Source organism: Lentzea sp. DG1S-22, from assembly GCF_036321065.1.
In the GTDB taxonomy this organism is placed as follows: Bacteria; Actinomycetota; Actinomycetes; order Mycobacteriales; family Pseudonocardiaceae; genus Lentzea; species Lentzea jiangxiensis.
Genome location: NZ_CP143276.1, coordinates 4608190 through 4629712, shown reverse-complemented (window position 1 = coordinate 4629712; position 21523 = coordinate 4608190). Strand labels below are relative to the sequence as shown.

Genomic DNA, 21523 nt, shown 5'->3' with positions numbered 1-21523 from the left:
CTCGCCAAGTATCTTAGCGAGAAAGATATTCAGGGGTTGAGAGTCTTGTCAATCGTCCTGACTGAGTCTCCTCAGCCGGGCGGTGGCGATGGCGAGCCGCACGTCGTCCGGCGGCAACAGCCTCACCAGCTGTTCCAGCGCCTCGACGTCGTGCTCTCCCGAGTCGGTCTGGGTGAACGTCCACAACGCGTTCGCGTCGCCACGCGCCAGGACCGCCGTGCGCACGCCGGTCGCGAGGTCGTCCCGCTCGGCCAGCACGACGGGCGCCTCCGAGCGGCGCAGCAGCGACCCGCGGTACCTGCTCGCGGCCAGCGGCACGTCGCCGTCCTTCAACGCGGCCCGCACCGCCAGGAAGTCGGTCTCGACGTCGGCGGTGAGCCGGTACGGCCTGGTCGCGAGCACGTCGGTGCCCAGCTGGGCGCGCAGCCGGTGCAGCTCGGCGCGCACGGTCGTGGGGTTGCCGCGCTCGCCGTACAGGCGCAGCGCGAGCTGGTCGGCGGACAGCCGGCCGTGCAACGTCAGCGCGCACAGGATCTCGGCGTGCCGCAACGAGATCGGCACCTCGCGGCCGTCCAGCACGACCTTCGGCTCCGGCAGCAGGAACGACAGCGACAGCACGCTGCGCCGGACGTGGCGCTGACGGGGGATGCGCAGCAGGTAGCCCTGGGCGAGCGGTTCGAGGACCGCCTCGCGGCCGTCGGGCAGCCGCACCCTGTCCGCGGAGACGTCGACGCGCGACGGCAGCAGCCCGTACGGCTCGACCGCGACGACCCTCCCGGTGGGGCTGAGCAGCGCGCCCGGCTCACCGCGCAGCGCGATCAGGTGCCGCATGTTGCGCGACCGCAGCTCCTCGTCCTGCGCGTGCATCCGCGCGAGCATCTCCGACTCCGCGAGCCGGGCCGACGCCGACACCAGCGCCACCATCGAGGGGTGCACGGTCTCGATCGGACCGCTCAGGTCGACGACCCCGATCGTGGTCCCCGTGTCGGGATCGCGGATGGGGCTCGCCGCGCACGTCCAGTGGTGGTACGTCCGCACCAGGTGCTCGGCCGAGTGGACCGTGACGGGCGAGTTCACCGCGAGCGCGGTGCCCATGCCGTTCGTCCCCGCGGCACCCTCCGACCAGAGCGTCCCCGCCGCCAGGCCGACGTCCTCGGCGCTGCCGCGGGTGTCCTTCGAGCCCTCGCACCACAGGATGTGGCCCTGCGCGTCCGCGACGATCATGATGTGCTTGGCTTCCTCGGCGAAACCGAGCAGCGTCTCGCGCAGCAGCGGCAGCGTCGGGTGCAGCGGGTGGCGTTCGCGCAGATCGGGCAGCTCGTCGGCGGCGAACACGGTCGGCGCGGTGTGCAGGTCGGGGTCGACGTTCGCGGCGAGTGACCGCTGCCACGACGCGGAAATCACTGAGCGTGGCAAATCAACCGTGCGAGTACCACTCAACACGGCATCTCTGACGCGACTCAGCAACAGTGCGTGTTGCCCAGGTTCGTGGGCCACTGATCCATCCACGGCTTGCAACGGGCATGCAACGTACTGCTGCCTACTTTCTCATTTTCCCCACCACAGTCCCGCAGTGGGCCATCTTCTGGCAGGAGCTGAGAATGACGCAGTACGCGGCACCGGGTCAGCCCGGCAGCGTGGTCGCGTACCGGCCGAGGTACGACCACTTCATCGGCGGCGACCACGTGGCGCCCGTGTCCGGTGAGTACGTCGAGAACGTCACGCCGGTGACCGGCGAGGTGTTCACCGAGGTCGCACGCGGGACCGATGCGGATCGGGCCCGCGCGCTGCACGCCGCCAGTGGCGCCGCACAGGCGTGGGGGAACACCACGGCGCGAGAGCGCGCCACCGTGCTGTGCGAGATCGCGGACCGCATCGAGGAGCACGCGACCGAGCTCGCCGTCGCCGAGACCTGGGACAACGGCAAGCCCGTGCGCGAGGCCCTGGTCGCCGACGTGCCGATGCTGATCGAGCTCTTCCGCCAGTACGCCGCCGTCGTCCGCGCCGAGGTCGGCGAGGTCGAGCAGCTCGGCCGCGACACCTGCGACTACCGCTCGTTCCAGCCGCTCGGCGTCGTCCACGAGCGCATCTCGTGGACGTTCCCGCTGATGAACGCCTGCCGCGTGCTCGCACCCGCCCTGGCCGCCGGCAACGCCGTCGTCCTGGAACCCGCCCTGCAGACGCCGGCGTCCGTCCACGTCCTGATCGACGTGATCGCCGACCTGCTGCCGCCCGGCGTCGTCAACGTCGTCACCGGCTCCGGCGACCACCCCGCGACGTCCGGCCGCTGCCCGAACATCTTCTTCTCCGACGTGACGGCGCGCCGCGACGGCTTCCTCGACAAGGCCCTCGAGGGCTTCGCGATGTTCGCGGCCAACCAGGGCGAGATCGCCACGGCCCCGTCGCGCGCGTTGCTCCAGTCCGCCGTCCACGAGGAGTTCCTGCACCTCGCCACCGAGCGCACGCAGGCGTTGAAGCTGGGTGACCCGCTCGACACGGACACCATGGTCGGCGCCGTCGTGAGCCTCGCGCAGCGCGATCGGGTGCTCGCGTACGTCGAGCGCGGCAAGGCCGAGGGCGCCCGCCTGGTGACCGGCGGCGAGGCCGACGGCCACTACGTCCAGCCGACGATCTTCGAGGGCGACCACCGCTCGTCCGTGTTCGCCGACGACGTGCTCGGCCCCGTCGTGTCCGTGACGAGGTTCGACGACCGCGACGACGCCCTGAAGATCGCCAACGAGGCCGCCGCCCAGCTCGGCGCCGGCATCTGGTGCCGTGACATCGCGTTGGCGCACAACGTGGGCCGGGACCTGCGCGCCGAGCGGGTGTGGGTCAACAACTACTACGCGTACCCGGCGAACACCACCGCGCTCGCCGCGTACCGCCGCGTCAAGCACCTGGTCGTCAGCTACTCCGACCACGGGCAGGGCTACTTCTAGTCCTGCTGGGGCCAGGGGACCTGGGGACTGGGGTGGAAGTTGACGCCCTGGACCCTCCAGCGCTCGGCCTGGGCGGCCAGGCGCGGGGCGAACGCCTCCCAGTCGTGGACCTCGGCCGGGGCCCAGGCGAGTTCGGCCGCCGCGGCGAGCCTGGGGAACGCCATGTGCTCGACGTCCGCCGAGGTGGTGACGGTTTCCGTCCACAGTGGAGCTTCGACGCCGTGGACGTGTTCCTCGGACACGCCCTCCAGGTAGGCTCCGGGGTTCCAGTCGTAGGTGTCCCTGACGTCGACCAAGCCCGCCCAGACGAGGCCCAGGGGCATGGTGTCGTCGTACTTGATGTCCAGGTAGACGCGGTTGGCCGGGGACATCAGGACCTTGTGGCCGCGTCGTGCTGCCGCGGCCACGTCGTCGTCGGTCGTCGTGGTGGCCCAGAACTGCGGGATCGTCGCCGGGTCGTCGCTGGTCTTGATGAACTCGTGCCAGCCGATGGCCGTCTTGCCGTACTTCTTGACCAGGGGGAGCACACGCGCCATGAAGGTCGCGTAGTCCTCCTCCGAGGTGGAAAGGGCTTCGTCGCCGCCGATGTGGAGGTACGGGCCCGGAGTCAGCGCGGCTACTTCCCGGATGACGTCTTCCACGAAGGTGTAGGTGACGTCCTTGTGGATGGCCAGGGATGAGAAGCCCACGTCCGTGCCGGTGTAGTGGGGCTTGGCCCTGTCGTCGTCGTTCAGCTCCGGGTAGCTGGCCTGGGCCGCGTTGGTGTGGCCCGGCACGTCGATCTCCGGGATCACCGTGATGCCGCGGTTCGCCGCGTACTCGACCAGGTCCTCGTACTCGGCCTGCGTGTAGTGGAGGTCGCCGGTTCGGCCGCCCACCTCCGTCGAGCCGCCCGTCCTGGTCAGGTCGGGCCAGCTCTTGATCTCCAGGCGCCAGCCCTGGTCGTCGGTCAGGTGCAGGTGGAGGTAGTTGATCTTGTAGGCCGCGATCTGGTCGATGTAGCGCTCGACCTCGGCGGGGGTGAAGAAGTGCCTTGCCACGTCCAGCATCGCGCCCCTGTGGTGGTACCTGGGGTGGTCCCGGATGCTGACCGCGGGGATCTGCCAGGGGCCTTGCTGTCGTGACCGGGCTTCGATTCTGGGGTCGAGGAGTTGGCGCAGGGTGGCTATCGCGTTGAAGTGGCCGGCCGGGGAGTTGGCCCTGATGGTGATTGCTTCCGAGGTCACGTCCAGCTGGTAGCCCTCGGTGCTTTGCTCCTCGGCTGCGCCGTCGGTGAAGCGGATGCTGCCGGTGGTGTCGTTGATCGGCAGTGCGAAACCTGTCGAGCGGCGGAGGATTTCCGCCAGGCGCTGTGCCGGTTCTCCGGCGGCTGCGGTGGCCTGGATGGTGGTGTCCGGTGCGAGGGTGTGGGTGCCTTGGGATGGGGTGACCTCCACCGGGTGGGGGACCAGGTGGGGCAGGGGGCTTTGGGTCACCTTGGGCGCTCCTGTTGTGGCTGGGTTCGGGTGGCGGGTTCCTGTTTACCGCTCGAGGCTCCGCCCCGGACCCCGCCGATCTGGTCAAAAGCCTGGGCCGGCGCCGGTCGCGGGTTGATGGCACGCCTGGTGAGTTGGGCGGCTTGCTGTTGCGTTGGTGCTTGCGTTGGCGGGGTGGCTTCGTCACGAGTCGAGCCAGGAGCGGGCCACACCAAGGAGAGGTGTCATGACTCGTGACGAAGCCACCCCACCCGGAGTGCCTTGAAGGACGGCTCGGCTTCGTCTTCGCCGGGGCTCGCCTAATGAGTGCTGAGCCGGTCGTCTGGCAGGCTCGGTTCTGGTAGCGCTGGTGGGTGAGCACTCGGCTCGCCTGGACTGTGAGTCCTTGCCGAAGATCGTGCCCTCGCCGGTGCCGGGAGAACGGGATCGCTGCTGGGATGTCGTGCCCACCGGCTGGTGTGAGCACTGTTCATTAGGTCGCTGATGGTTCTCCCGTTGCTGCTGATGAGGTGTGAGTCGGGAGGGTGAGATGCTGCTGCTGGTGGGTGATGACTGGGCTGAGGATCATCACGATGTCGAGGTGATGGACGCTGGCGGACGCAGGCTGGCGAAGGCCCGGTTGCCCGAGGGGGTGGCGGGGATGGCGCGGTTGCACGCGTTGATCGCCGAGCACTCGGGTGATGCCGATGTGGGGGATGTGCAGGTGCGGGTCGGGATCGAGACCGACCGGGGTCCGTGGGTGGCCGCGCTGGTCGCCGCTGGGTATGCGGTGTTCGCGGTGAATCCGTTGTCGGTGGCGCGGTTTCGGGACCGGTATCAGGTGTCGGGCGCGAAAAGCGATGCGGGGGACGCGCATGTGCTGGCGGACATGGTCCGCACCGACGCGCACCAGTTGCGTCCGGTCGCGGGTGATTCGGCCGAGGCCGAGGGCATCAAGGTCGTGGCGCGGGTGCACAAGACGTTGATCTGGGATCGGACCCGTCACACGCTGCGGTTGCGGCATTCGTTGCGCGAGTACTTCCCCGCTGCGCTTGCGGCGTTCACCGATCTGGACGCGCCGGACACGCTGGAGCTGCTGGGCCGGGCAGCCGATCCGGACACCGCGAAGAGGTTGTCGTTCAACCAGATCCGCGGCTCGTTGGCGCGGGCCCGGCGTCGGGACGTCGACACCAGGGCCGCCGAGATCCAGGCCGCGCTGCGCGCCGAACACCTCGGACAGCCGCCGGTGGTGACGGCCGCCTATGCGGCGGCGACCCGCGCCACGATCGCGATCCTGGCCACGCTGGCCGAGCAGATCACCGGCCTGCAGCGCGAGGTCGAGGCCCATTTTGGCCGGCACCCGGACGCTGAGATCATCCTGTCCCAACCCGGGATGGGACGCGTTCTCGGCGCTCGGGTGCTCGCCGAGTTCGGAGACGACCCCACTCGCTACGCCAGCGCCAAGGCGCGCAAGAACTACGCCGGCACCAGCCCGATCACCATCGCCTCCGGCAAGAAACGCACCATCGCGGCCCGGCACGTCCATAACGACCGGCTGCTCGACGCCCTGATCGCCCAGGCCTTCGTCGCCATGCGGGTCAGCCCCGGCGCCCGCGCCTACTACCAGCAGCAACGCGCCCGAGGCGGCAGCCACAACGCCGCCTTGCGCCAGCTCGCCAACCGCCTGGTCGGCATCCTGCACGGCTGCCTCAAAACCCGCACCACCTACAACGAACACACCGCCTGGGCACACCACACCGCCGCAGCCGCTTGACACCCCTGGCAACTGGGATGTCTTCGGCATCGCGGACGTGGGGCTCGTGGCTAGAGGTGTTCCTTGCTCAGCTTGCGCCACAGGGCGGGGAGGTCTGCTTCCGTCTTGTGCGCCAGCTCCACCTCTTTGCCGTACAGCAGGCCGAAGGTGAAGCCGTTCTCGTCGCCCCTGCCGAGGTCCAGGAGCACCGGGCGGGCCACCACCGAGTCCTGGTGGTCGCCCAGCAGGGTGGTGACGTCCTTGGCCCGCTTGCGGAGGGCCTTGGCGTGCTTGCCCAGGGCCGGTTCGGCCACCTCGGCCGAGTAGCGGAGGCGTTTGGCCGCTTTGCGGGCCTCGTGCAGGGGTTCGTCGCTGTCGGTGGTGGCCAGGGCCGCTTCCACGCGGACGTCGAGGCGGTGGCGGGCCTTTTCCACCAGGCCGGGGAGGACGTCCTTGGCCTTGCCCGAGGCCTTGGCGGTCAGGGGTGGCTCGGTCAGGAGGGTGTCGATGCTCGCGAGGAGCGCGAAGTAGCGCTCGCTGTCGAGCGCCGCCACGGAGTCGTTGTGCGCCTTGGCTTCCAGCGGGGCGAAGTGTCGCGTCAGGCGAGCTGCGACGTCGCCGAGCACCAGTTCCGGCGGGAGGGCGTGGAGGCCCTCTTCGAAGCGCTTGCGGAGCACTTCCAGGTCTCGGGAGGTGCCGAGGACCCCGGCGAGCCACTTCAGTTCGTCGGTGAGGGCTCGGGTTCGTTCCCGGTCCACGATCTTGCCGAAGGCCTGCAGCGCCGAGCGCATGCGGCGGGTGGCCACCCGCATCTGGTGGACGGCGTCGTGTTCGTTGCGGCGGACTCGCGGGTCCTGGTTCTGCAGGGCCGCGCGTTGTTCGTAGAGGTAGGCGAGGACCACGTCGCCCGCCGTCGGCTTCTTGCCGAGGGTGGGGCCGGAGTCGCGCCGGACGCCGATCACCTGGGAGAGCTTGGACTTCGAGGACGACCGGACGATGCCCGCGTCGCCCAGGTGGCGTTCCACGGTGTCGAGGAGCTCGCGGTCGCCGCTCTCGCCCAGCTCGACCTCGATCTCGCGCCACGAGCTGGTGGTGGTCGAGGAGCCCAGGGTTTGCGCGGTGACGACGTCGTCGACGACCTCGGCGAGCATTTCGCCGGTGCCGTTGGTCAGCTGCCAGCGGCGGCGGTTGGTGCGGATCTCGGCGACCGGGGCGAGGTCGTTGCCCCTCGTGTGGGCACGGACCAGGGAGGTGAGGTCTGCCGGGGGTTTCTTCGTCGCGCGGTCCAGGGGGACGCGGAGCTCCTCGCGGGAGTCCTCACCCGCCGGGAGCTTCAGGTGCCAGCCCTCGTCCGCGCCGCCGACGCGCCTGCGCAGGGTCACGCCGGCGCGGGCCAGCCGGTAGTCGTCCGTGTCGAAGTACGTGGCTTCGAGGTCGAACTCCTCCGGGCCGGCGGCCACGCCGGTGATCTCGGTGAGGTCCGGCAGACTCGCGTCCGATGGGGCCTCGTACTTGCGTTCGGTCTCCGTCGTAGAGGTCGCCATTTGTCATTAATACCTCGTTTTGCACCAGTTCACGCATGGTCGTGACGGTGCGTGAGAGCTGGGTTCCTCGGTCGGGCGGAAGTGCGTCTCTAATGCGTGCAAAAGGTGGTCACCGCCTTGGCGGGGTCGCCCTGGTCCGGTTCGCTGGTCGCGTGCCCACGGAGAAGGAACGGCTCGACGCGGTCGAGCCGCAGGTCGCGACCCTGATCAGCCACGTCGGTCAGCTCACGGCGGAGCTCGAGCGCGTCACGGCCCGGCTCACGGTGCTCGAGCGGCGGCTGTCCGGTGCCGGGGACGGGCCGCTGGCCGACCTCGACGCGGTGGCGGGCGACATCGCGCCGCTGGTCGAGGCGCTGCGCAAGGCGTGGGACGCCGAGCAGGAGATCCTCGCCGACCCCGCGCGGGTCGAGCTGAGGCAGGAGGTGCTCGAGTTCGCCGGGCTCAAGGCCCGGCGGGACGAGGCCCGGTCCAGGTTGGACGGTGGGCGGGTGCCCCGGTTCGAACGGGACGCGCTGTCGCACGAGGTGCGCCAGATGGAGTGGCTGATCAACGCGAACGAGGCCGGTGCGCGGCGGGCGGCCGAGCGGCTCGCGGCCGACGAGGACGCCACGGGGGAGGAGTGGCGCACCGAGGCCGTGCTCGCGGGCGACAAGGCCCGGGGCGAGATCAGGGAAGCGGCGGCGCGGCGGATCTCCGCGGCGCTCGGGCAGTACGCGCGGATGCCCGTGTGGTTCCGGGTCGGCCTGGGCGAGATCCCCACGCCGGACCCGTCGTTCTGGCTGGAGTCGGCGATCGCGGTGCTCGCGTACCGGCTCGAGTACGGCGTCACGGACGCCGTCTCGCCTCTCGGGGCGGCACCGTCGGCGGCGTCGGGCAGTGAGAACTGGGTCCGCCGCACCAACGTCCACGCCGACATCACCGACCGCCTCACCACGCTGGCCGCCACGTTCCACCTGCAGTAGCCTGTTTTGCAACCGCTTGGTTGCAGGAGGTGGCGGGTGGACCGGATCGAACGCGACGTGCTGGTCAACGCGTCGCCCACGCGCGTCTGGAACGCGCTGACCTCGGCCGAGCACCTCGGCGCGTGGTTCGGCGACGCCGGGGCCACGGTGTCGGAGCTGGCGCCCGGCGGAGAGGTCACCCTCACGTGGACCGAGCACGGCACCGGGCGTGCGATCATCGAGGTGGTCGAGCCCGAGACGTTCTTCTCGTGGCGCTGGTCGGGTCCGCTCGGGCCGGATCCGGTGCCCGGCAACGCGACGCTGGTCGAGTTCACGCTCGTCCCGCAGGACGGCGGCACGCTGCTGCGGGTCGTGGAGAGCGGGTTCACGCAGCTCGACCTGCCGTCGGAGGAGCAGGAGCGGTACGCGTCCGGCAACGTCGACGGCTGGGGCCACGAACTCGACGAGCTGCGGGAGCACCTGGAGAAGTGAGTCAGGTCGATGACGTGCTGGCCGCGCTCGCCGATCCGATGCGCCGACGGATCCTCGACCTGGTCGCCGCCAAGGGCGCCGTGACGGCGTCGGCGCTCGCGACCGAGCTGCCGGTGAGCAGGCAGGCGATTGTGAAGCACCTGGCCGTGCTGGAGAGGGCGGAGCTGGTGGCGTCCGAACGCGCCGGCCGGGAGAACAACTTCTCCGTCCGGTCCGGCGCGCTGGACGCCACGGCCACCTGGATGGCCGGCCTCGCCTCCCAGTGGGACGCGAGGCTGGCGGCCATCAAGAAGATCGCTGAAAGCTGAAGGCGCCGCCGACCACCGTGGCCAGCACGGGGATGTCCGCGATCGCGTCGCTCGTGCGCGGGTCGTCGCCGAGCACCACGAGGTCCGCGAGCTTGCCGGGCGTGAGGCTGCCCAGCACGTGCTCCTTGCGGCACGCGTAGGCGCTGCCGAGGGTGTAGGCGTGGATCGCCTCCTCGACGGTGATCGCCTCGTCCGGCCCGACCGCGCGGCCGCCGGACGACCGCCGCCGCACCATGAACTCGATGGCGCGCAACGGCGCCCCGTCCGCCACCGGCCGGTCCGAGCTGCCCGCGACGGTGATCCCGCGGTCGAGGAACGACCTGCCGCGGTACAGCCACGGCGCCCGCTCCTCGCCCATGATCTCGCTGTAGTCGTCGCCGTACGCGTGCAGGAACGTCGGCTGCACGACGGGAACCAGCCCCAGGGCCGCGATCCGGTCGAGCTGGTCGGGGCGGACCAGGCCGCAGTGCTCGACGCGGTGCCGGGCGTCCGGGCGTGGCCGCTGCCGTTGCGCCTCGGCCACGGCGTCCAGGGTGAAGTCGATGGCGCGGTCGCCGATCGCGTGGATCGCGAGCTGCCAGCCCGCGTGGTGCCCGTCGACGATCGCCGCCCGCATGAGCTCCTCGGACTCGGCGAGCTGACCCGCGTTGTCCGTGCCCGCGTACGGCTCGGTCAACGCGGCCGTGCGCGCGATCATGCCGCCGTCGGTCCACAGCTTCATGGCGCCCAACGACAGCATGTCGTCGCCGAACCCGGTGTGCAGGCCCAGGTCGATCGCGCGCGGGATCCGGTCGGCCGGATCGGCGGCGACGTCGTGCAGGACGTGCGCGGACACCATGAGCTGCACGCGGATCGGCAGCCGGGCGCGCTGGTACGCGGCGGCCTCCAGCGGGCTGCTGGCGATCAGGCCCGCGCCGATGCCCGCCTCCGCGCACATCGTGACGCCTTCGGCGAGCACCTGCCGTGCGCTCTCGTGCAGCTCGGCGGTGATCTCGTCGAGCGAGTACGGCAGGCGCAACGTCCGCGCGGCCAGCTGCTCGTTCTCGGTGAGCCAGCCGTCGCTCGTGATCTCCGGCAGCCGCCGCAGCACCGCGGAGTTCACGACGCACGCGTGCCCGGACAGGTCGGCGACGTAGACGGGCCTGTCGCCGCTGATCCGGTCGAGGTCGGCGGCCGTGAGCGGGGAGTCCATGATCCGCCGGTCGTAGCCGGACGCCTCGATCCAGCCGGTGCCGGGAGCGCCGGCGAGGCGGTCGAGGACGGCGGCCGCGGTCGCCAGGCCGGTGATGTCGATCGTGCGACGGCCGTTCCACGCGAGGTGCGTGTGGGCGTCGATGAAACCGGGGAGCACCACGGCGCCGCCGAGGTCCACGGTCTCGGCGGCCGGCAGGTCCGCGACCTGCTCGTCCAGCCCGGCGATGCGGCCCTGCCAGATGCCGATGGTGTGCGCGGCGGGACGTGCCGGGTCCATCGTGATGGCCCGGCAGCCCGTCAGCTTCAGGTCGAGTTCCACCCGGTGAGTCTTACGCGGTCGCGAGGACCGGCACAGGGGTGTGGGTGAGCACCGAAGCCAGGATTTCACCCGATCGAACCGCGACGTTCGACAGCAACGACGACGTGATGCCGTGCGAGTGCTCGGTGCCACCCTGCAGGTAGATGCCGCCCTTGAGCGGCGACTGGAGGCGGTAGTCGCGGCCCACGACCAGACGGCCGGCCTCGTCCCGTGCGCACATCTCGTCCAGCGAGCCGAGCATCGGCATGGCCTCGTCGTACCCGGTCGCGAGCAGCACGAGGTCGGTGTCGACGAACTCCTGCTCGCCGGTGACCAGCGACTGGATCACCGCGCGGGCGCCGTCCCGGGTCTCCTCGACCGCGACGAGCCGGGTCATCTTCATCATCTTCAGGCGCTCGGTGCCGAGCACCTTCTCCCGGTACGTGGTGCGGTAGAGCTGCGCGATCAGGTCGACGTCCACGACGGAGTAGTTGGTGTTGCGGTGGTACTCCATCAGCCGCCGCTTCACGGCGTCCGGTGCGTCGAAGTAGTGGTCGACGGCCTCGGGGTCGAAGATCCGGTTCGCGAACGAGCTGTCGTCCGCGGGGGAGTAGCCGTAGCGGGAGAACACCGAGCACACCTCGGCACGCGGGAACTCGCGGTGCAGGTACGCCACGGCCTCCGCCGCGCTCTGCCCGGCGCCCACGACGACGCAGCGCTTCGGGTCGGTGAGCTCGCCGACGCGGTGCAGGAACTCGCTGTTGTGCCACACGCGGTCCGACAGCGCGACGCCCTCGGGCACGGTCGGGCGCAGTCCGGTGGCGAAGACGAGGTTGCGGGCGTGGTACACGTCACCCGTGGCCGTCGTCACCTCGAACAGGTCGTTCTGGATCGCTTCCACGCCAACGGCTTCGGTGCCGTAGGAGACCACGTCGTCGACCTGCGCGGCCGCCCACTCGAAGTAGTCGTGGAACTCGACGCGCAGCGGGAACAGGTTCTTGTGGTTGACGAAGTCGATCAGCCGGCCGCGGTCGCGCAGGTAGCACAGGAACGAGAAGCGGCTGGCCGGGTTCCTCATCGTGACCAGGTCCTTGAGGAAGGACACCTGCATGGTGGCGTCGTCGAGCAGCATGCCCCGATGCCAGCCGAACGCCTGCTGGCGTTCCAGGAACACCGCGGTGACGGGGGTTTCGGCCTGCTCGTTGTGCTCGGTCAGAGCGATGGCGAGTGCCAGGTTCGAGGGACCGAACCCGATACCGACGATGTCGTAGATCGGATGCATGAGCACCGAACTTAGGGCAGCCTAAGCTACCTTGGCAAGCCGTCAGTTAGGTTAGCCTGACCGTAACGCACCGGAGTGAAGGAGGACACCCCCATGAGGGTCGTCATGTTCGGGTTCCAGACCTGGGGTCGTCGCACCCTGCAGGCACTTTTGGCGTCCGAGCACGAGGTCGTCCTGGTGGTGACCCACCCGAAGGGTGAGGGTGCGTACGAGAAGGTCTGGAGCGATTCGGTCGAGGACCTGGCGCGCGAGAACGGCGTCGACGTCCTCGTCCGCGAGCGTCCGGAGGACCAGGAGCTGCTCGACACCCTCAAGGCCGCCGAGCCGGACGTGATCGTCGCGTGCAACTGGCGCACCTGGATCCCGCCGCAGGTCTTCGCCCTGCCCAAGCACGGCACGTTGAACGTGCACGACTCGCTGCTGCCGAAGTACGCGGGCTTCTCGCCGTTGATCTGGGCGCTTCTCAACGACGAGAAGGAAGTCGGCGTGACGGCCCACATGATGGACGACACGCTCGACGCCGGCGACATCGTGCTGCAGCGCTCGGTCCCGGTCGGCCCGCGCGACACGACCGCGGTCCTGTTCGAGAAGACGCTGGAGCTCTTCGGCCCGATCACCGTCGACGGCCTCGCCGAGATCGCCTCCGGCCGCACGGACTTCACCAAGCAGGACCGTTCGCAGGCCTCGTTCTTCCACAAGCGCGCGGAGGAGGACCTGCGCATCGACTTCACCTGGACGGCCGAGGAGCTGGACCGCCTGGTGCGCGCGCAGTGCGCGCCGTACCCGAGCGCGTTCTGCTTCCACCGCGGCCAGCGGCTGGAGATCATCGAGGCGGACGTCTCCTCCGCTGTCTACGGCGGCACCCCCGGCCGGATCTTCTACCGCGAGGGTGACGGTGTCGCGATCGTCGCGGGAGCCGAGGCCCGCCGCGGCCGCAGCAAGGCGTTGCTGGTCAAGAAGGTTCGCACCGCCGACGGCGTGGAGCTCAAGGCGCACGAGTACTTCAAGAACATGGGCGGCTACCTCACCTCGCGCCCGTAACCGCGACATGCGGATCACGGGCCGGGTGACCGGTCCGTGATTCGCATGGTTAATCATTGCCGCATGAATCGCGCGGCGGTGACGTCACTGGTGGTCTTCCTGCTGCTCGTGGCGGTGGGCTGGTACCTCACGAAACTCCAGTCCCCGCAGGAGAACCCGCCCACCACCCCCGCGCCCACCGGGTCCGCCCCGGCCGGTTCGTCCGACCTCGCCGCACTGGTCATCGCGCCCGAGGGCAAGATGGCCGGCTACAGCCGCGACCGCTTCCCGCACTGGGCCTCGCAGGGGAACTCCTGCGACACCAGGGAGATCGTGCTGCAGCGCCAGGGCGTCGACGTAAAGTCGGACAAGGACTGCAAGGCCACGTCGGGAACCTGGACCAGCGTCTACGACGGCGTGGTGATCAAGGACGGTGGGGAGGTCGACATCGACCACACCGTGCCGCTCGCCGAGGCCTGGCGCTCCGGCGCCGACAAGTGGACCGACGAGCAGCGCAAGGCGTTCGCCAACGACCTCGGCGGGATCCAGCTGATCGCGGTGACCGCGAAGTCCAACCGCTCCAAGGGCGACCAGGACCCGGCGAAGTGGAAGCCGCCGGTCGCCGCGTACGGCTGCACGTACGCGCGGCACTGGATCGCGGTGAAGATCAACTACAAGCTGACTGCCGACCAGGCGGAGCACGACGCGCTCGCCGGGTTGCTCGCGACCTGCTAGGCCCTCGGCCGCGACTGTCGCGGATGAGACTCGCGGGACAGCGCCTAGCTCGGCCAGAAAGCGGGCTTGCGGGCCGGGGTGGCCGCGACGAGCCCGCTCACGACCTTCCCGGTGAGCAGGTCGTGGAGGAACGCGGACACCGGCCCGTCGTAGTCCTCCTGCTCGGAGAACTCGATGTCGCACAACGTGATCGTCCACCGGTCGGGTGGGCCGTCGGCCCGCCGGTACAGGGTGCAGCCGCCCTCGGCCGCCGTCCCTCACGGGACGAGGCCTTCCGGGGCGGCGTGCACGTCGGTCGTGAAGTCGTCGAGCGAGTCCTCGTCGGCGATCGGCGAGATCACCGCGACGACGTGGTCGAAGACCCCGCCGCCGACCGCCGACCGCAGACAGGAGTTCCCTGTAGTCGGCCGGGAACGCGAACCCCACGTAGTCCTCGGCCCCGGCCCAGGTCAGCTCCTGCTCGCGCTTCTGCTCCCACCCCGGCAACGCGACGAGGTCCGCGCTCCGCGACACGGTGTCTCCCTAGCCGACCTGGACGGACTCGAACAGGCCGGACAGCTTCCAGTGCGTCACGTACCCCACGGCCTCGGCGGCGATCAGCACGTCGAGCTTGCCGAGGTTCGTCCGCGCCGGCATCTGGTAGGCCTTGCCGCGTCGCACGTCGAGCACCATCGGCGTGGCGCCGGGCAGCGTGTCCGCGACCGTGTGCTGCAGGATCCGCAGCGCCACGTTCGCGGCCTCCCTGGTCAGCGGCGCCTCCTTGGTGTGCACGAGCACCGCGTAGGTCGACCCGTCCTTCTTGCGCAGCCCGAGGTGCGGCCGCACCTTCAGGGTCAGCTCACCGGCGCGGTAGGTGGCCCCCTCCACCGGCACACCGGTCGCCTTGAACGACGCCAGCCAGGGCAGGAAGCCGTCGGCGATCTCCTCGAACGCCCGCGGCTGGCCCGTGCGGTTGGCGCTCATGACCGCCTTCTTGAGCTCGATCTCCGGCTCGGTCGAGTTGACCGCTCGGCGCATGGCGTCGCGGATCGGGTTGTAGAACCCGCACACCCGCGTGTCGGAGGCCAGGTACATCCCCCGCTGTTCCGACACGATGTTGATGCGTCCACGCTGACCGCTCATGACGTACTCGGTGAACGACAGTGCGGTGACGCTGACGTTGTTGTCCGGCAACGTTTTCTCCCCTCGTACCGCGAGCTTCACCTGACGTTATCCGAGAGGTCTGACAAAAACGGGCCTGCTCCGAACGGCCCATCCGCTACGCAGAGTCGAGGATCACTCGGTTGGGTGACACGTACGGTTGCGACCTGGGTCGCAATCGGTGAACGGACGGTGACGGTCCGGCAACCGATCACGCTGATGACCGTTCGTCTGCCGTTCGCCGACGCTCACCCAACGCTCACCGCATGACCCGGTGGAGTAACACTCCGTAGAAGATCAACTCAGGAGAATGGATCCGTCCGGAGGATTCACGGCGGAGGAGCACGATGGCGGTCAAAGCGGAGCGTTCACCCGATAGAGCGGGTGACGTGGAGGTTCCGCAGCCGCGGCAGTCGGCGAGGTGGCTCGTCCACCTGGGAAGCTGGCCGCACGCGGCACAGGTGACTGTCATCCTCGTGCTGATCGCGCTGCTGCTGTGGGCCATCGCCGTGACTCTCGGGCCCGACCAGGCCTTCATCGTCGGCTCCGCGGGCGTCGCGGCCAAGCTGATCTGCATGTACCTCGACACCCGCGTCCGCCGTTAGCGCGCGTAGCGCTCAGCCGCCCTGGCCTTCGCCTTCGCGGCCTCCACCTCGCGGTCCTTGGGCGGCGCCGTCGTGACCAGCGCGTCCAGCAGTTCCCGCGTCGCCGCCGCCACGGCCGCGACCGCCTGGTCGAACGCGGCCTGGTTCGCCGCGGACGGCTTGGCCGCCCCGCTCACCTTCCGCACGTACTGCAGCGCCGCGGCCTGCACCTCGTCGGAGGTGGCCGGCGGTTCGAAGTTGTGGAGCACGCGGATGTTTCGGCACATGCCCCCACTATGACCTGTCCGGCGGCGCCGCGCGGGTGTGCAGGCGTTCCCCCTGCTTGCCGAACAGGCTGATGATCTCCGCCGGCCGGCCGTCCGCGCTGCCCAGCGAGTGCGGCTGGCGGCAGTCGAACTCCGCCACCTCACCGGCGCGCAGGACGACCTCCCGGTCGCCGAGCCGCAGCCGGATCCGGCCGCTGAGCACGTAGAACCACTCGTAGCCCTCGTGCACCTGCGGCTCGTGCATCCGGTCGTCGCTGATGATCAGCTTCCACGCCTGCAGCGGCCCGATGGAGCGCGTCAGCGGGATGCCGACGCGGCCGTGGGTGAGCTCGCGCGGTTTCATCGTGACACGCGGATCGCCGACCTCGGGTGCGCCGACCAGGTCGTCCAGCGTCACCTGGTAGGTCCGCGACAACGGCAGCAGCAGCTCGAGCGTCGGCTTGCGCTGATCCGTCTCCAGACGCGACAGCGTCGACTTCGAAATGCCCGTCATCTCGGACAACGCCGCCAGCGTCAGGTCGTGCTCGGCGCGCAGGGCGGCCAGGCGCTGGCCCACGGTTGTTGCCATAACAGCAACTTACTTTGCCAAAACCGGGCTGTCGACCGCACCCTCGGAGCATGGACTACGAAGTGGTGATCATTGGTGGGGGAGCGGCAGGGCTGAGCGCCGCTCTGATGCTGACCCGGGCCCGTCGCAGCGTGCTCGTGGTCGACGGTGCCGAGCCGCGCAACAAGCCGGCCGCGCACATGCACAACTATCTCTCTCGTGACGGACTCTCGCCGTTGGAGCTTCTCAAGCACGGGCGTGCCGAGGTCGAGGGCTACGGCGGCGAGATCGTCAACGACGAGGTTCGCGGCGTCACCAGGACCGACGACGGGTTCGCCGTCGAACTGACCGGCCGCACGGTGCGGGCTCGACGTCTGCTGTTCGCGACCGGCCTGGTCGACGAGGTGCCGGAGAACCTGCGCGACCGCTGGGGCCGTGACGTCTTCGGCTGCCCGTACTGCCACGGCTACGAGGTCCGCGACCAGAAGCTCGTGGTCTTCGGCGAGGAGATGAAGGTCGCCCTGGTCCGGCAGTGGTCGGACGACGTCACGCACGTCCCGTCCGTCGACGGCGTCGAGGTCGAGGACGACCGGCTCGTCGCGGTGATCTCGGGTGACCGGCGGGTGCCGGCCGATGCGCTCGTGTACTCCGCGCCGGTGAAACCGCGCGACGAGTTCCTTTTGGCGTTGGGCGCCGAAACCGTGGAAACACCGGCCGGCCAGTTCGTGCGCACGGACGCCAAGGGCCGCACGAGCGTTCCCGGCGTCTACGCGGCCGGCAACGTCACGGACCCGGCGGCCATCGTGATCGTCGCCGCCGCGCAGGGCGCCCAGGCGGCCGGGATGATCAACGTCGACCTGCTGGGCCTCATGCCGGCAGGCTGATCCTGAACGTCGAGCCCCGGCCGGGCTCGCTCGTCACCGACACCGTGCCGCCGTGCGCCTCGACCAGGTGCCGCGTGATGGCGAGCCCGAGCCCGCTGCCGCCCGTGGTGCGGCTGCGCGACCTGTCGGCTCGCCAGAAGCGGTCGAACACGTGCGGCAGGTCGTCCGGGGCGATGCCGGTGCCGGTGTCGGCGACCTCGAGGACCGCGCTGTCCTGCGACCGGAAGAGCCTCACGACCACCCCGCCACCGGGCGGGGTGTAGCGGACGGCGTTCGCGACGAGGTTGCCGAGCGCCTGCCGCAGCCGCACCGGGTCCGCCGTGAGGTGCACCGGCGTCGTCTCCGCCCGCAGCAGGACGTCGCGGTTCTGCTGGGCGTTGACGACCTGGTCCACGACGTCGTCGAGCGCGATCGGCTCGGGGTGCAGCTTCAGGGTGCCCGCGTCGGCCTGCGCGAGGTCGTGCAGGTCGTCCACGAGTCGTTGCAGCAGAAGGGATTCCTCCAGCAGCATGCCGATCAGGTGCGGGTCCGGGTCGGCGAGCCCGTCCTGCGCCGCCTCCAGCCAGCCGGTGATGTTGCCCAACGGCGTGCGCAGCTCGTGCGCGACGTCGCTCACCATCGCCTGCCGCTGCCGTTCGGTCTCGGCGAGCTTCTCGGACATGGCGTTGAACGACCGCGCCAGCTCACCGATCTCACCCGCGCCGCCGTCGACACGTGCCGTGCGGTCGCCTTCGGCCGTGCGCTTGGTGGCGGCGGTGAGCGCGCGGATCGGACGCACGAGCTGCGTCGCCGTGATCCACGACGCGAAGCCCGCGATCGCGAGGATCCCCAGTGCCACCACCGTGATCCGGGTGGTGCCGGTCGTGGACAGGTCGATCGTCTGCGGCTCGTCGCCGGTGGTCGCCGTGAGGAAGAGCTGCACCGGTGCGGCGACGTGCGGTCTGAGCTGCTCGCGCCGCGCGCCGTCCATGCACTCCACGACCTCCGGCGGCTCGCCGCTGACGGTGGTCACCTCCCAGTCGAACGACTTCGGCGCGGGGGCCCTGTACCCGAACGGCAGGGGCCCGGGCAGCGCGTCGACGCACGTCGAGAACAACCGGTGCAGCTCCGCGTACGCTGCGAGCTCCGTGGCGGTGAGGACGTACAGCCGATCGCCGACCGTGCAGTCCTCCCAGAGCGAGAGCTCCCCGGGACGGAGGTTCGGCAACCGCGGCCGCCCGTTGGGCGCGATGACGATGTTGATCCTGTTGTCGGTGCACGCGAGGAGCTGGTCCGCGTAGCTCTGCAGCTTCCGGCGCTCCTCGTCGGTGAGCTTGAACGGGCCCACCGCTCTCGGGTCGATCCTCCCGTTGACGTTCAACGGGTCCACGAGCGCCTTGGGGGTGATCGGCAGCTGCGGCGCGTTCTCCCGGCCGGTGTCCACCAGGGTCTTGCCGTTGCCGTCGGTCAGGGCGATGCGGCGGCCGTACTTCGCCGCGATGACCTCCACGACGTCCTTCGAGCGCGTCCAGTCCTCGTGCGTGGCCGCGTAGCGCACCAGCTCGTCCAGGATCTGCGCATCCGTCTCGAGCGCCTCGCCCTGCTCCTGGCGGATCGTGCCCGTCGTCGCCTGGCTCGCGAGCCACGCCGTGACCGCGATCGAACAGGCCGCGATCACCAGCGAGAACAGGAAGAAGCGGACGAGCAGGCTTTTCATGCGAGCTTGTACCCGATGCCGTAGACGGTCAGCAGGCGTTCCGGACGGCGCGAGTCCCGCTCGATCTTGCGGCGCAGCTTCATCATGTGCACGTCGACCGTGCGCGCGGTGATGAACCCGTCCTCCAGCAGCTGTTCGCGCGTGAACACCCGTTGCGGCTGTGCGGCCATCTTGGCCAGCAAGCGGAACTCGGCGGGCGTGAGGCTCACCAGCTCATCCTTGATGCGCACCTCGTGCCGGATCGGGTCGACGGTCAGATCGCCGACCTTGAGCACCGTCGCGTTCGCCTCGCGCGCACGTCCGGTGCGCCGCAGGATCGTCCGCACCCGTGCCACCATCTGCCTCGGCCGGAACGGCTTGGTGATGTAGTCGTCCGCGCCCAGGTCGAACCCGAGCAGCACGTCGTCCTCGGTGGACCGCGCGGTGAGCAGCACGATCGGCACGTCCGACCCGGTGCGGACCGCGCGCAGCACGTCGATGCCGTCGACCAGCGGCATCATCACGTCCAGCACCAGCAGGTCGGGGTTGCGGCGCCGCGTCTCGTCGATCGCCGCCCGTCCGTCGTGGACGACCACCACCGAGTGCCCGTCGTGCTCGAGGTACCGGCGGACGAGTTCAGCCTGGTGAACGTTGTCCTCGGCGACGAGGATGTGGGCACACACGGTGCGCAGTATGCAGGTCTTCACGACAGGCAAGCGGAACGCAAACAGGTTCTTCATCAGTTCCGGCCAGCGTGGCCGCCATGAAGGCGCACCTGGTGCTGGCGGCGGTCGCGTTGACCGCGATCCTGCTGACGACGGCCCAGCCGGCCGGGGTGACGTCCCCCGCGACCGCGCCGACGTCGTCCGCCCCGCCCGTCACCGTTGCCTCGTCCTCTTCGCCGCCACCGCCGCCGCGTGTGTACACGTCCAGCGCGGACCTGCCCGACGGCCCCGAGTTCCCGGTGGCCGGCGCGGGCACGTTCCACGTCGTGCCGGGGAACGGCCCGGTCGTCGGCACCGGCCCGCTCCGCACCTACGCCGTCGAGGTGGAGAACGGCATCACCGTGGACGAGCAGGCCTTCTCGGCGTTCGTGGACGCCACGCTCGCCGACCCGCGCGGCTGGACGGCCCGCGGCGCCCGTTCGGTGCAACGCGTCTCGGGAGCGGCCTCGCTGCGCATCAGGCTGACGTCGCAGCAGACCGCGCGGGCCGTGTGCGGCTTCGAGATCCCGGTCGACGTCTCGTGCCGTGACGGGAACTTCGTGTTCCTGAGCGCCGCGCGCTGGTTCCGCGGCGCGGTCGCGTTCCTGCCGGACCTCGACTCGTACCGGAGGTACGTGGTCAACCACGAGGTCGGTCACGCGTTCGGGTACGGGCACCAGCCGTGCGGCGTGGCGGGCGGACCGGCGCCGGTGATGATGCAGCAGACGTTCAGCGTGGCCAACGACGGGATCGTCCGCATCACCGGCGGCGTGCCGCAGGGCGCCGTCATCCCGCAGGACGGGAAGGTGTGCGCGCCGAACGGTTGGCCGTACCCGTGATTCGGTGTGTGCGCCCGTGGTCGAGGTCCGCCTTCACCAAACCGCGCACCTGGACGTCACGCGCTCGCGGCGCACCGGCTGCGGCACTCGCTCGGGCTGAACCCGTGCACCCGCTTGAAGGCGGCGCTGAACCCGAACGCGTCCGCGTACCCCACCCTGCGCGCCACCGAGGCCACCGTCGCCCCCGACTCGGCCAGCAGGTCGGCCGCCAACGCCATCCGCCACCGCGTCAGGTAGGTCAGCGGCGGCACCCCGACCAGCCTGGCGAACCGCCCGGCGAGCGTCGTCCGCGCCACCCCGGCCTCCCTGGCCAGCAGGACGAGCGTCCACGCCCGTCCCGGATCGGAGTGCATCGAGCGGAGAACCGGCCCGACCACCTCGTCGGCGAGGGCGGCCGGCCACCCGTCGCCGTGCTCGCGGTCGAACCAGTCCCGCAGGGCGCACACCATCAACCAGTCGAGGAACCGGTCCGCCACCACACCGGGCCCACCCAGGCCGATGTTCTCGTAGAAAGCCGCGCACTCCTCGGTCCCGGGCACCACCAGCGCTCCGGGCAGGATCGAAACGAGGCGCCGGGCCACCGCCCCCATGGCGTCGTACGTGCCACTGACGACCGTTGCCCGCCCCTCGACGGCAACAGCGCCCTGCACCACGACGATGTCCCCGGCCTTCGCGACCTCACCGCGCACCTCGACCTCACCCGAAGCCACCGCGCACAACGTGAGCCCGCCGAACACCTCCGCCCCGTCCACCTCGGTCCGGCGCACCCCGGCGCCATCCGCGCGCATCCCGCGCAGCAGTTCGTCGAACGGCTCCATGCTCCTCAAGATACGGCCTGAACGATCGAACATCATCGATGAACTCTCGCCCATGTCGCGGCGCCGGCCGTGGAGGTTGGCTGTC

The 21523-nt window shown here is 70.2% G+C and carries 22 protein-coding genes; 10 read left to right on the top strand and 12 right to left on the bottom strand.

All coding sequences use genetic code 11. The features are described 5' to 3' along the window. Positions 1-48: 48 nt before the first annotated feature. A complete protein-coding gene (locus V1227_RS21140) occupies positions 49-1404 on the bottom strand; it encodes a GAF domain-containing protein (protein ID WP_329787317.1) in 1356 nt (451 codons plus the stop codon). A gap of 197 nt (positions 1405-1601) precedes the next feature. On the opposite strand from V1227_RS21140, the gene V1227_RS21135 reads away from it, so the two are divergent. Further along, on the top strand, positions 1602-2939 hold the full coding sequence (locus V1227_RS21135; protein WP_329787316.1) for an aldehyde dehydrogenase family protein: 1338 nt from the start codon (positions 1602-1604) through the stop codon (positions 2937-2939). Here V1227_RS21135 and V1227_RS21130 read toward each other — a convergent pair. Further along, entirely contained in the window at positions 2936-4414 is a 1479-nt protein-coding gene (locus V1227_RS21130; protein ID WP_329787315.1) for a beta-N-acetylhexosaminidase, read from the bottom strand. The genes V1227_RS21135 and V1227_RS21130 overlap by 4 nt on opposite strands. A gap of 532 nt (positions 4415-4946) precedes the next feature. On the opposite strand from V1227_RS21130, the gene V1227_RS21125 reads away from it, so the two are divergent. Then, positions 4947-6167, top strand: coding sequence for an IS110 family transposase (locus V1227_RS21125; RefSeq protein ID WP_329794022.1), 1221 nt, complete (start codon positions 4947-4949; stop codon positions 6165-6167). 50 nt (positions 6168-6217) lie between these two features. Here the strand turns inward: V1227_RS21125 and V1227_RS21120 are convergent, their stop codons facing one another. Then, positions 6218-7690 carry a CYTH and CHAD domain-containing protein gene (locus tag V1227_RS21120; protein ID WP_329787314.1) on the bottom strand — a complete coding sequence of 491 codons (1473 nt, stop codon included), beginning with the start codon at positions 7688-7690 and terminating at the stop codon, positions 6218-6220. 152 nt (positions 7691-7842) lie between these two features. Here V1227_RS21120 and V1227_RS21115 point away from each other — a divergent pair, with 152 nt between their 5' ends. The 3 genes from V1227_RS21115 to V1227_RS21105 are packed head-to-tail and all read left to right on the top strand — an operon-like array spanning position 7843 to position 9431. Further along, entirely contained in the window at positions 7843-8652 is an 810-nt protein-coding gene (locus V1227_RS21115; RefSeq protein ID WP_329787313.1) for a hypothetical protein, read from the top strand. Between the two features lie 36 nt (positions 8653-8688). Beyond that, positions 8689-9123: an SRPBCC family protein gene (locus V1227_RS21110; RefSeq protein WP_329787312.1), complete on the top strand. Its 435-nt coding sequence runs from the start codon at positions 8689-8691 to the stop codon at positions 9121-9123. Continuing rightward, positions 9120-9431, top strand: coding sequence for an ArsR/SmtB family transcription factor (locus V1227_RS21105; RefSeq protein ID WP_329787311.1), 312 nt, complete (start codon positions 9120-9122; stop codon positions 9429-9431). The genes V1227_RS21110 and V1227_RS21105 overlap by 4 nt, the downstream gene beginning before the upstream one ends. Here V1227_RS21105 and V1227_RS21100 read toward each other — a convergent pair. Both V1227_RS21100 and V1227_RS21095 read right to left on the bottom strand, forming a co-directional pair. Then, positions 9409-10944 (bottom strand): amidohydrolase, encoded by a 1536-nt coding sequence (locus tag V1227_RS21100; protein ID WP_329787310.1) that lies wholly within the window; start codon positions 10942-10944, stop codon positions 9409-9411. The two genes, V1227_RS21105 and V1227_RS21100, sit on opposite strands and share 23 nt — an antisense overlap. 10 nt (positions 10945-10954) lie before the next feature. Beyond that, positions 10955-12205 (bottom strand): lysine N(6)-hydroxylase/L-ornithine N(5)-oxygenase family protein, encoded by a 1251-nt coding sequence (locus V1227_RS21095; protein WP_329794072.1) that lies wholly within the window; start codon positions 12203-12205, stop codon positions 10955-10957. A 93-nt stretch (positions 12206-12298) separates the two neighbouring features. Here V1227_RS21095 and V1227_RS21090 point away from each other — a divergent pair, with 93 nt between their 5' ends. Continuing rightward, a complete protein-coding gene (locus V1227_RS21090; protein ID WP_329787309.1) occupies positions 12299-13246 on the top strand; it encodes a methionyl-tRNA formyltransferase in 948 nt (315 codons plus the stop codon). Between the two features lie 63 nt (positions 13247-13309). After that, positions 13310-13960 (top strand): HNH endonuclease family protein, encoded by a 651-nt coding sequence (locus tag V1227_RS21085; protein ID WP_329787308.1) that lies wholly within the window; start codon positions 13310-13312, stop codon positions 13958-13960. A gap of 44 nt (positions 13961-14004) precedes the next feature. On the opposite strand, the gene V1227_RS21080 is transcribed toward V1227_RS21085, so the two are convergent. Further along, the gene (locus V1227_RS21080) at positions 14005-14145 is read right to left on the bottom strand and encodes a hypothetical protein (protein ID WP_329787307.1); all 141 of its coding nucleotides are present in this window, start codon (positions 14143-14145) and stop codon (positions 14005-14007) included. Between the two features lie 337 nt (positions 14146-14482). Beyond that, positions 14483-15133, bottom strand: a complete 651-nt coding sequence (locus V1227_RS21075) for a hypothetical protein (RefSeq protein WP_329787306.1) — start codon at positions 15131-15133, stop codon at positions 14483-14485. Positions 15134-15561: 428 nt separating this feature from the next. Between V1227_RS21075 and V1227_RS21070 the strand changes: the two genes are divergently transcribed. Further along, entirely contained in the window at positions 15562-15705 is a 144-nt protein-coding gene (locus V1227_RS21070; RefSeq protein ID WP_329787305.1) for a hypothetical protein, read from the top strand. Here V1227_RS21070 and V1227_RS21065 read toward each other — a convergent pair. Both V1227_RS21065 and V1227_RS21060 read right to left on the bottom strand, forming a co-directional pair. Next, on the bottom strand, positions 15702-15971 hold the full coding sequence (locus V1227_RS21065) for a DUF2277 domain-containing protein (protein ID WP_329787304.1): 270 nt from the start codon (positions 15969-15971) through the stop codon (positions 15702-15704). The two genes, V1227_RS21070 and V1227_RS21065, sit on opposite strands and share 4 nt — an antisense overlap. 7 nt (positions 15972-15978) lie before the next feature. Continuing rightward, complete coding sequence (locus V1227_RS21060) at positions 15979-16539, bottom strand: helix-turn-helix domain-containing protein (RefSeq protein WP_329787303.1); 561 nt, start codon at positions 16537-16539, stop codon at positions 15979-15981. Between the two features lie 50 nt (positions 16540-16589). On the opposite strand from V1227_RS21060, the gene V1227_RS21055 reads away from it, so the two are divergent. Continuing rightward, complete coding sequence (locus V1227_RS21055) at positions 16590-17402, top strand: NAD(P)/FAD-dependent oxidoreductase (protein WP_329787302.1); 813 nt, start codon at positions 16590-16592, stop codon at positions 17400-17402. On the opposite strand, the gene V1227_RS21050 is transcribed toward V1227_RS21055, so the two are convergent. After that, positions 17386-19098 carry a sensor histidine kinase gene (locus V1227_RS21050; RefSeq protein WP_329787301.1) on the bottom strand — a complete coding sequence of 571 codons (1713 nt, stop codon included), beginning with the start codon at positions 19096-19098 and terminating at the stop codon, positions 17386-17388. The genes V1227_RS21055 and V1227_RS21050 overlap by 17 nt on opposite strands. Beyond that, on the bottom strand, positions 19095-19760 hold the full coding sequence (locus tag V1227_RS21045) for a response regulator transcription factor (RefSeq protein WP_329787300.1): 666 nt from the start codon (positions 19758-19760) through the stop codon (positions 19095-19097). The genes V1227_RS21050 and V1227_RS21045 overlap by 4 nt, the downstream gene beginning before the upstream one ends. Positions 19761-19840: 80 nt before the next feature. Between V1227_RS21045 and V1227_RS21040 the strand changes: the two genes are divergently transcribed. Further along, positions 19841-20620, top strand: a complete 780-nt coding sequence (locus tag V1227_RS21040) for a DUF3152 domain-containing protein (protein ID WP_329787299.1) — start codon at positions 19841-19843, stop codon at positions 20618-20620. Positions 20621-20676: 56 nt separating this feature from the next. On the opposite strand, the gene V1227_RS21035 is transcribed toward V1227_RS21040, so the two are convergent. After that, on the bottom strand, positions 20677-21438 hold the full coding sequence (locus tag V1227_RS21035; protein ID WP_329787298.1) for an AraC family transcriptional regulator: 762 nt from the start codon (positions 21436-21438) through the stop codon (positions 20677-20679). Positions 21439-21523 lie beyond the last annotated feature (85 nt).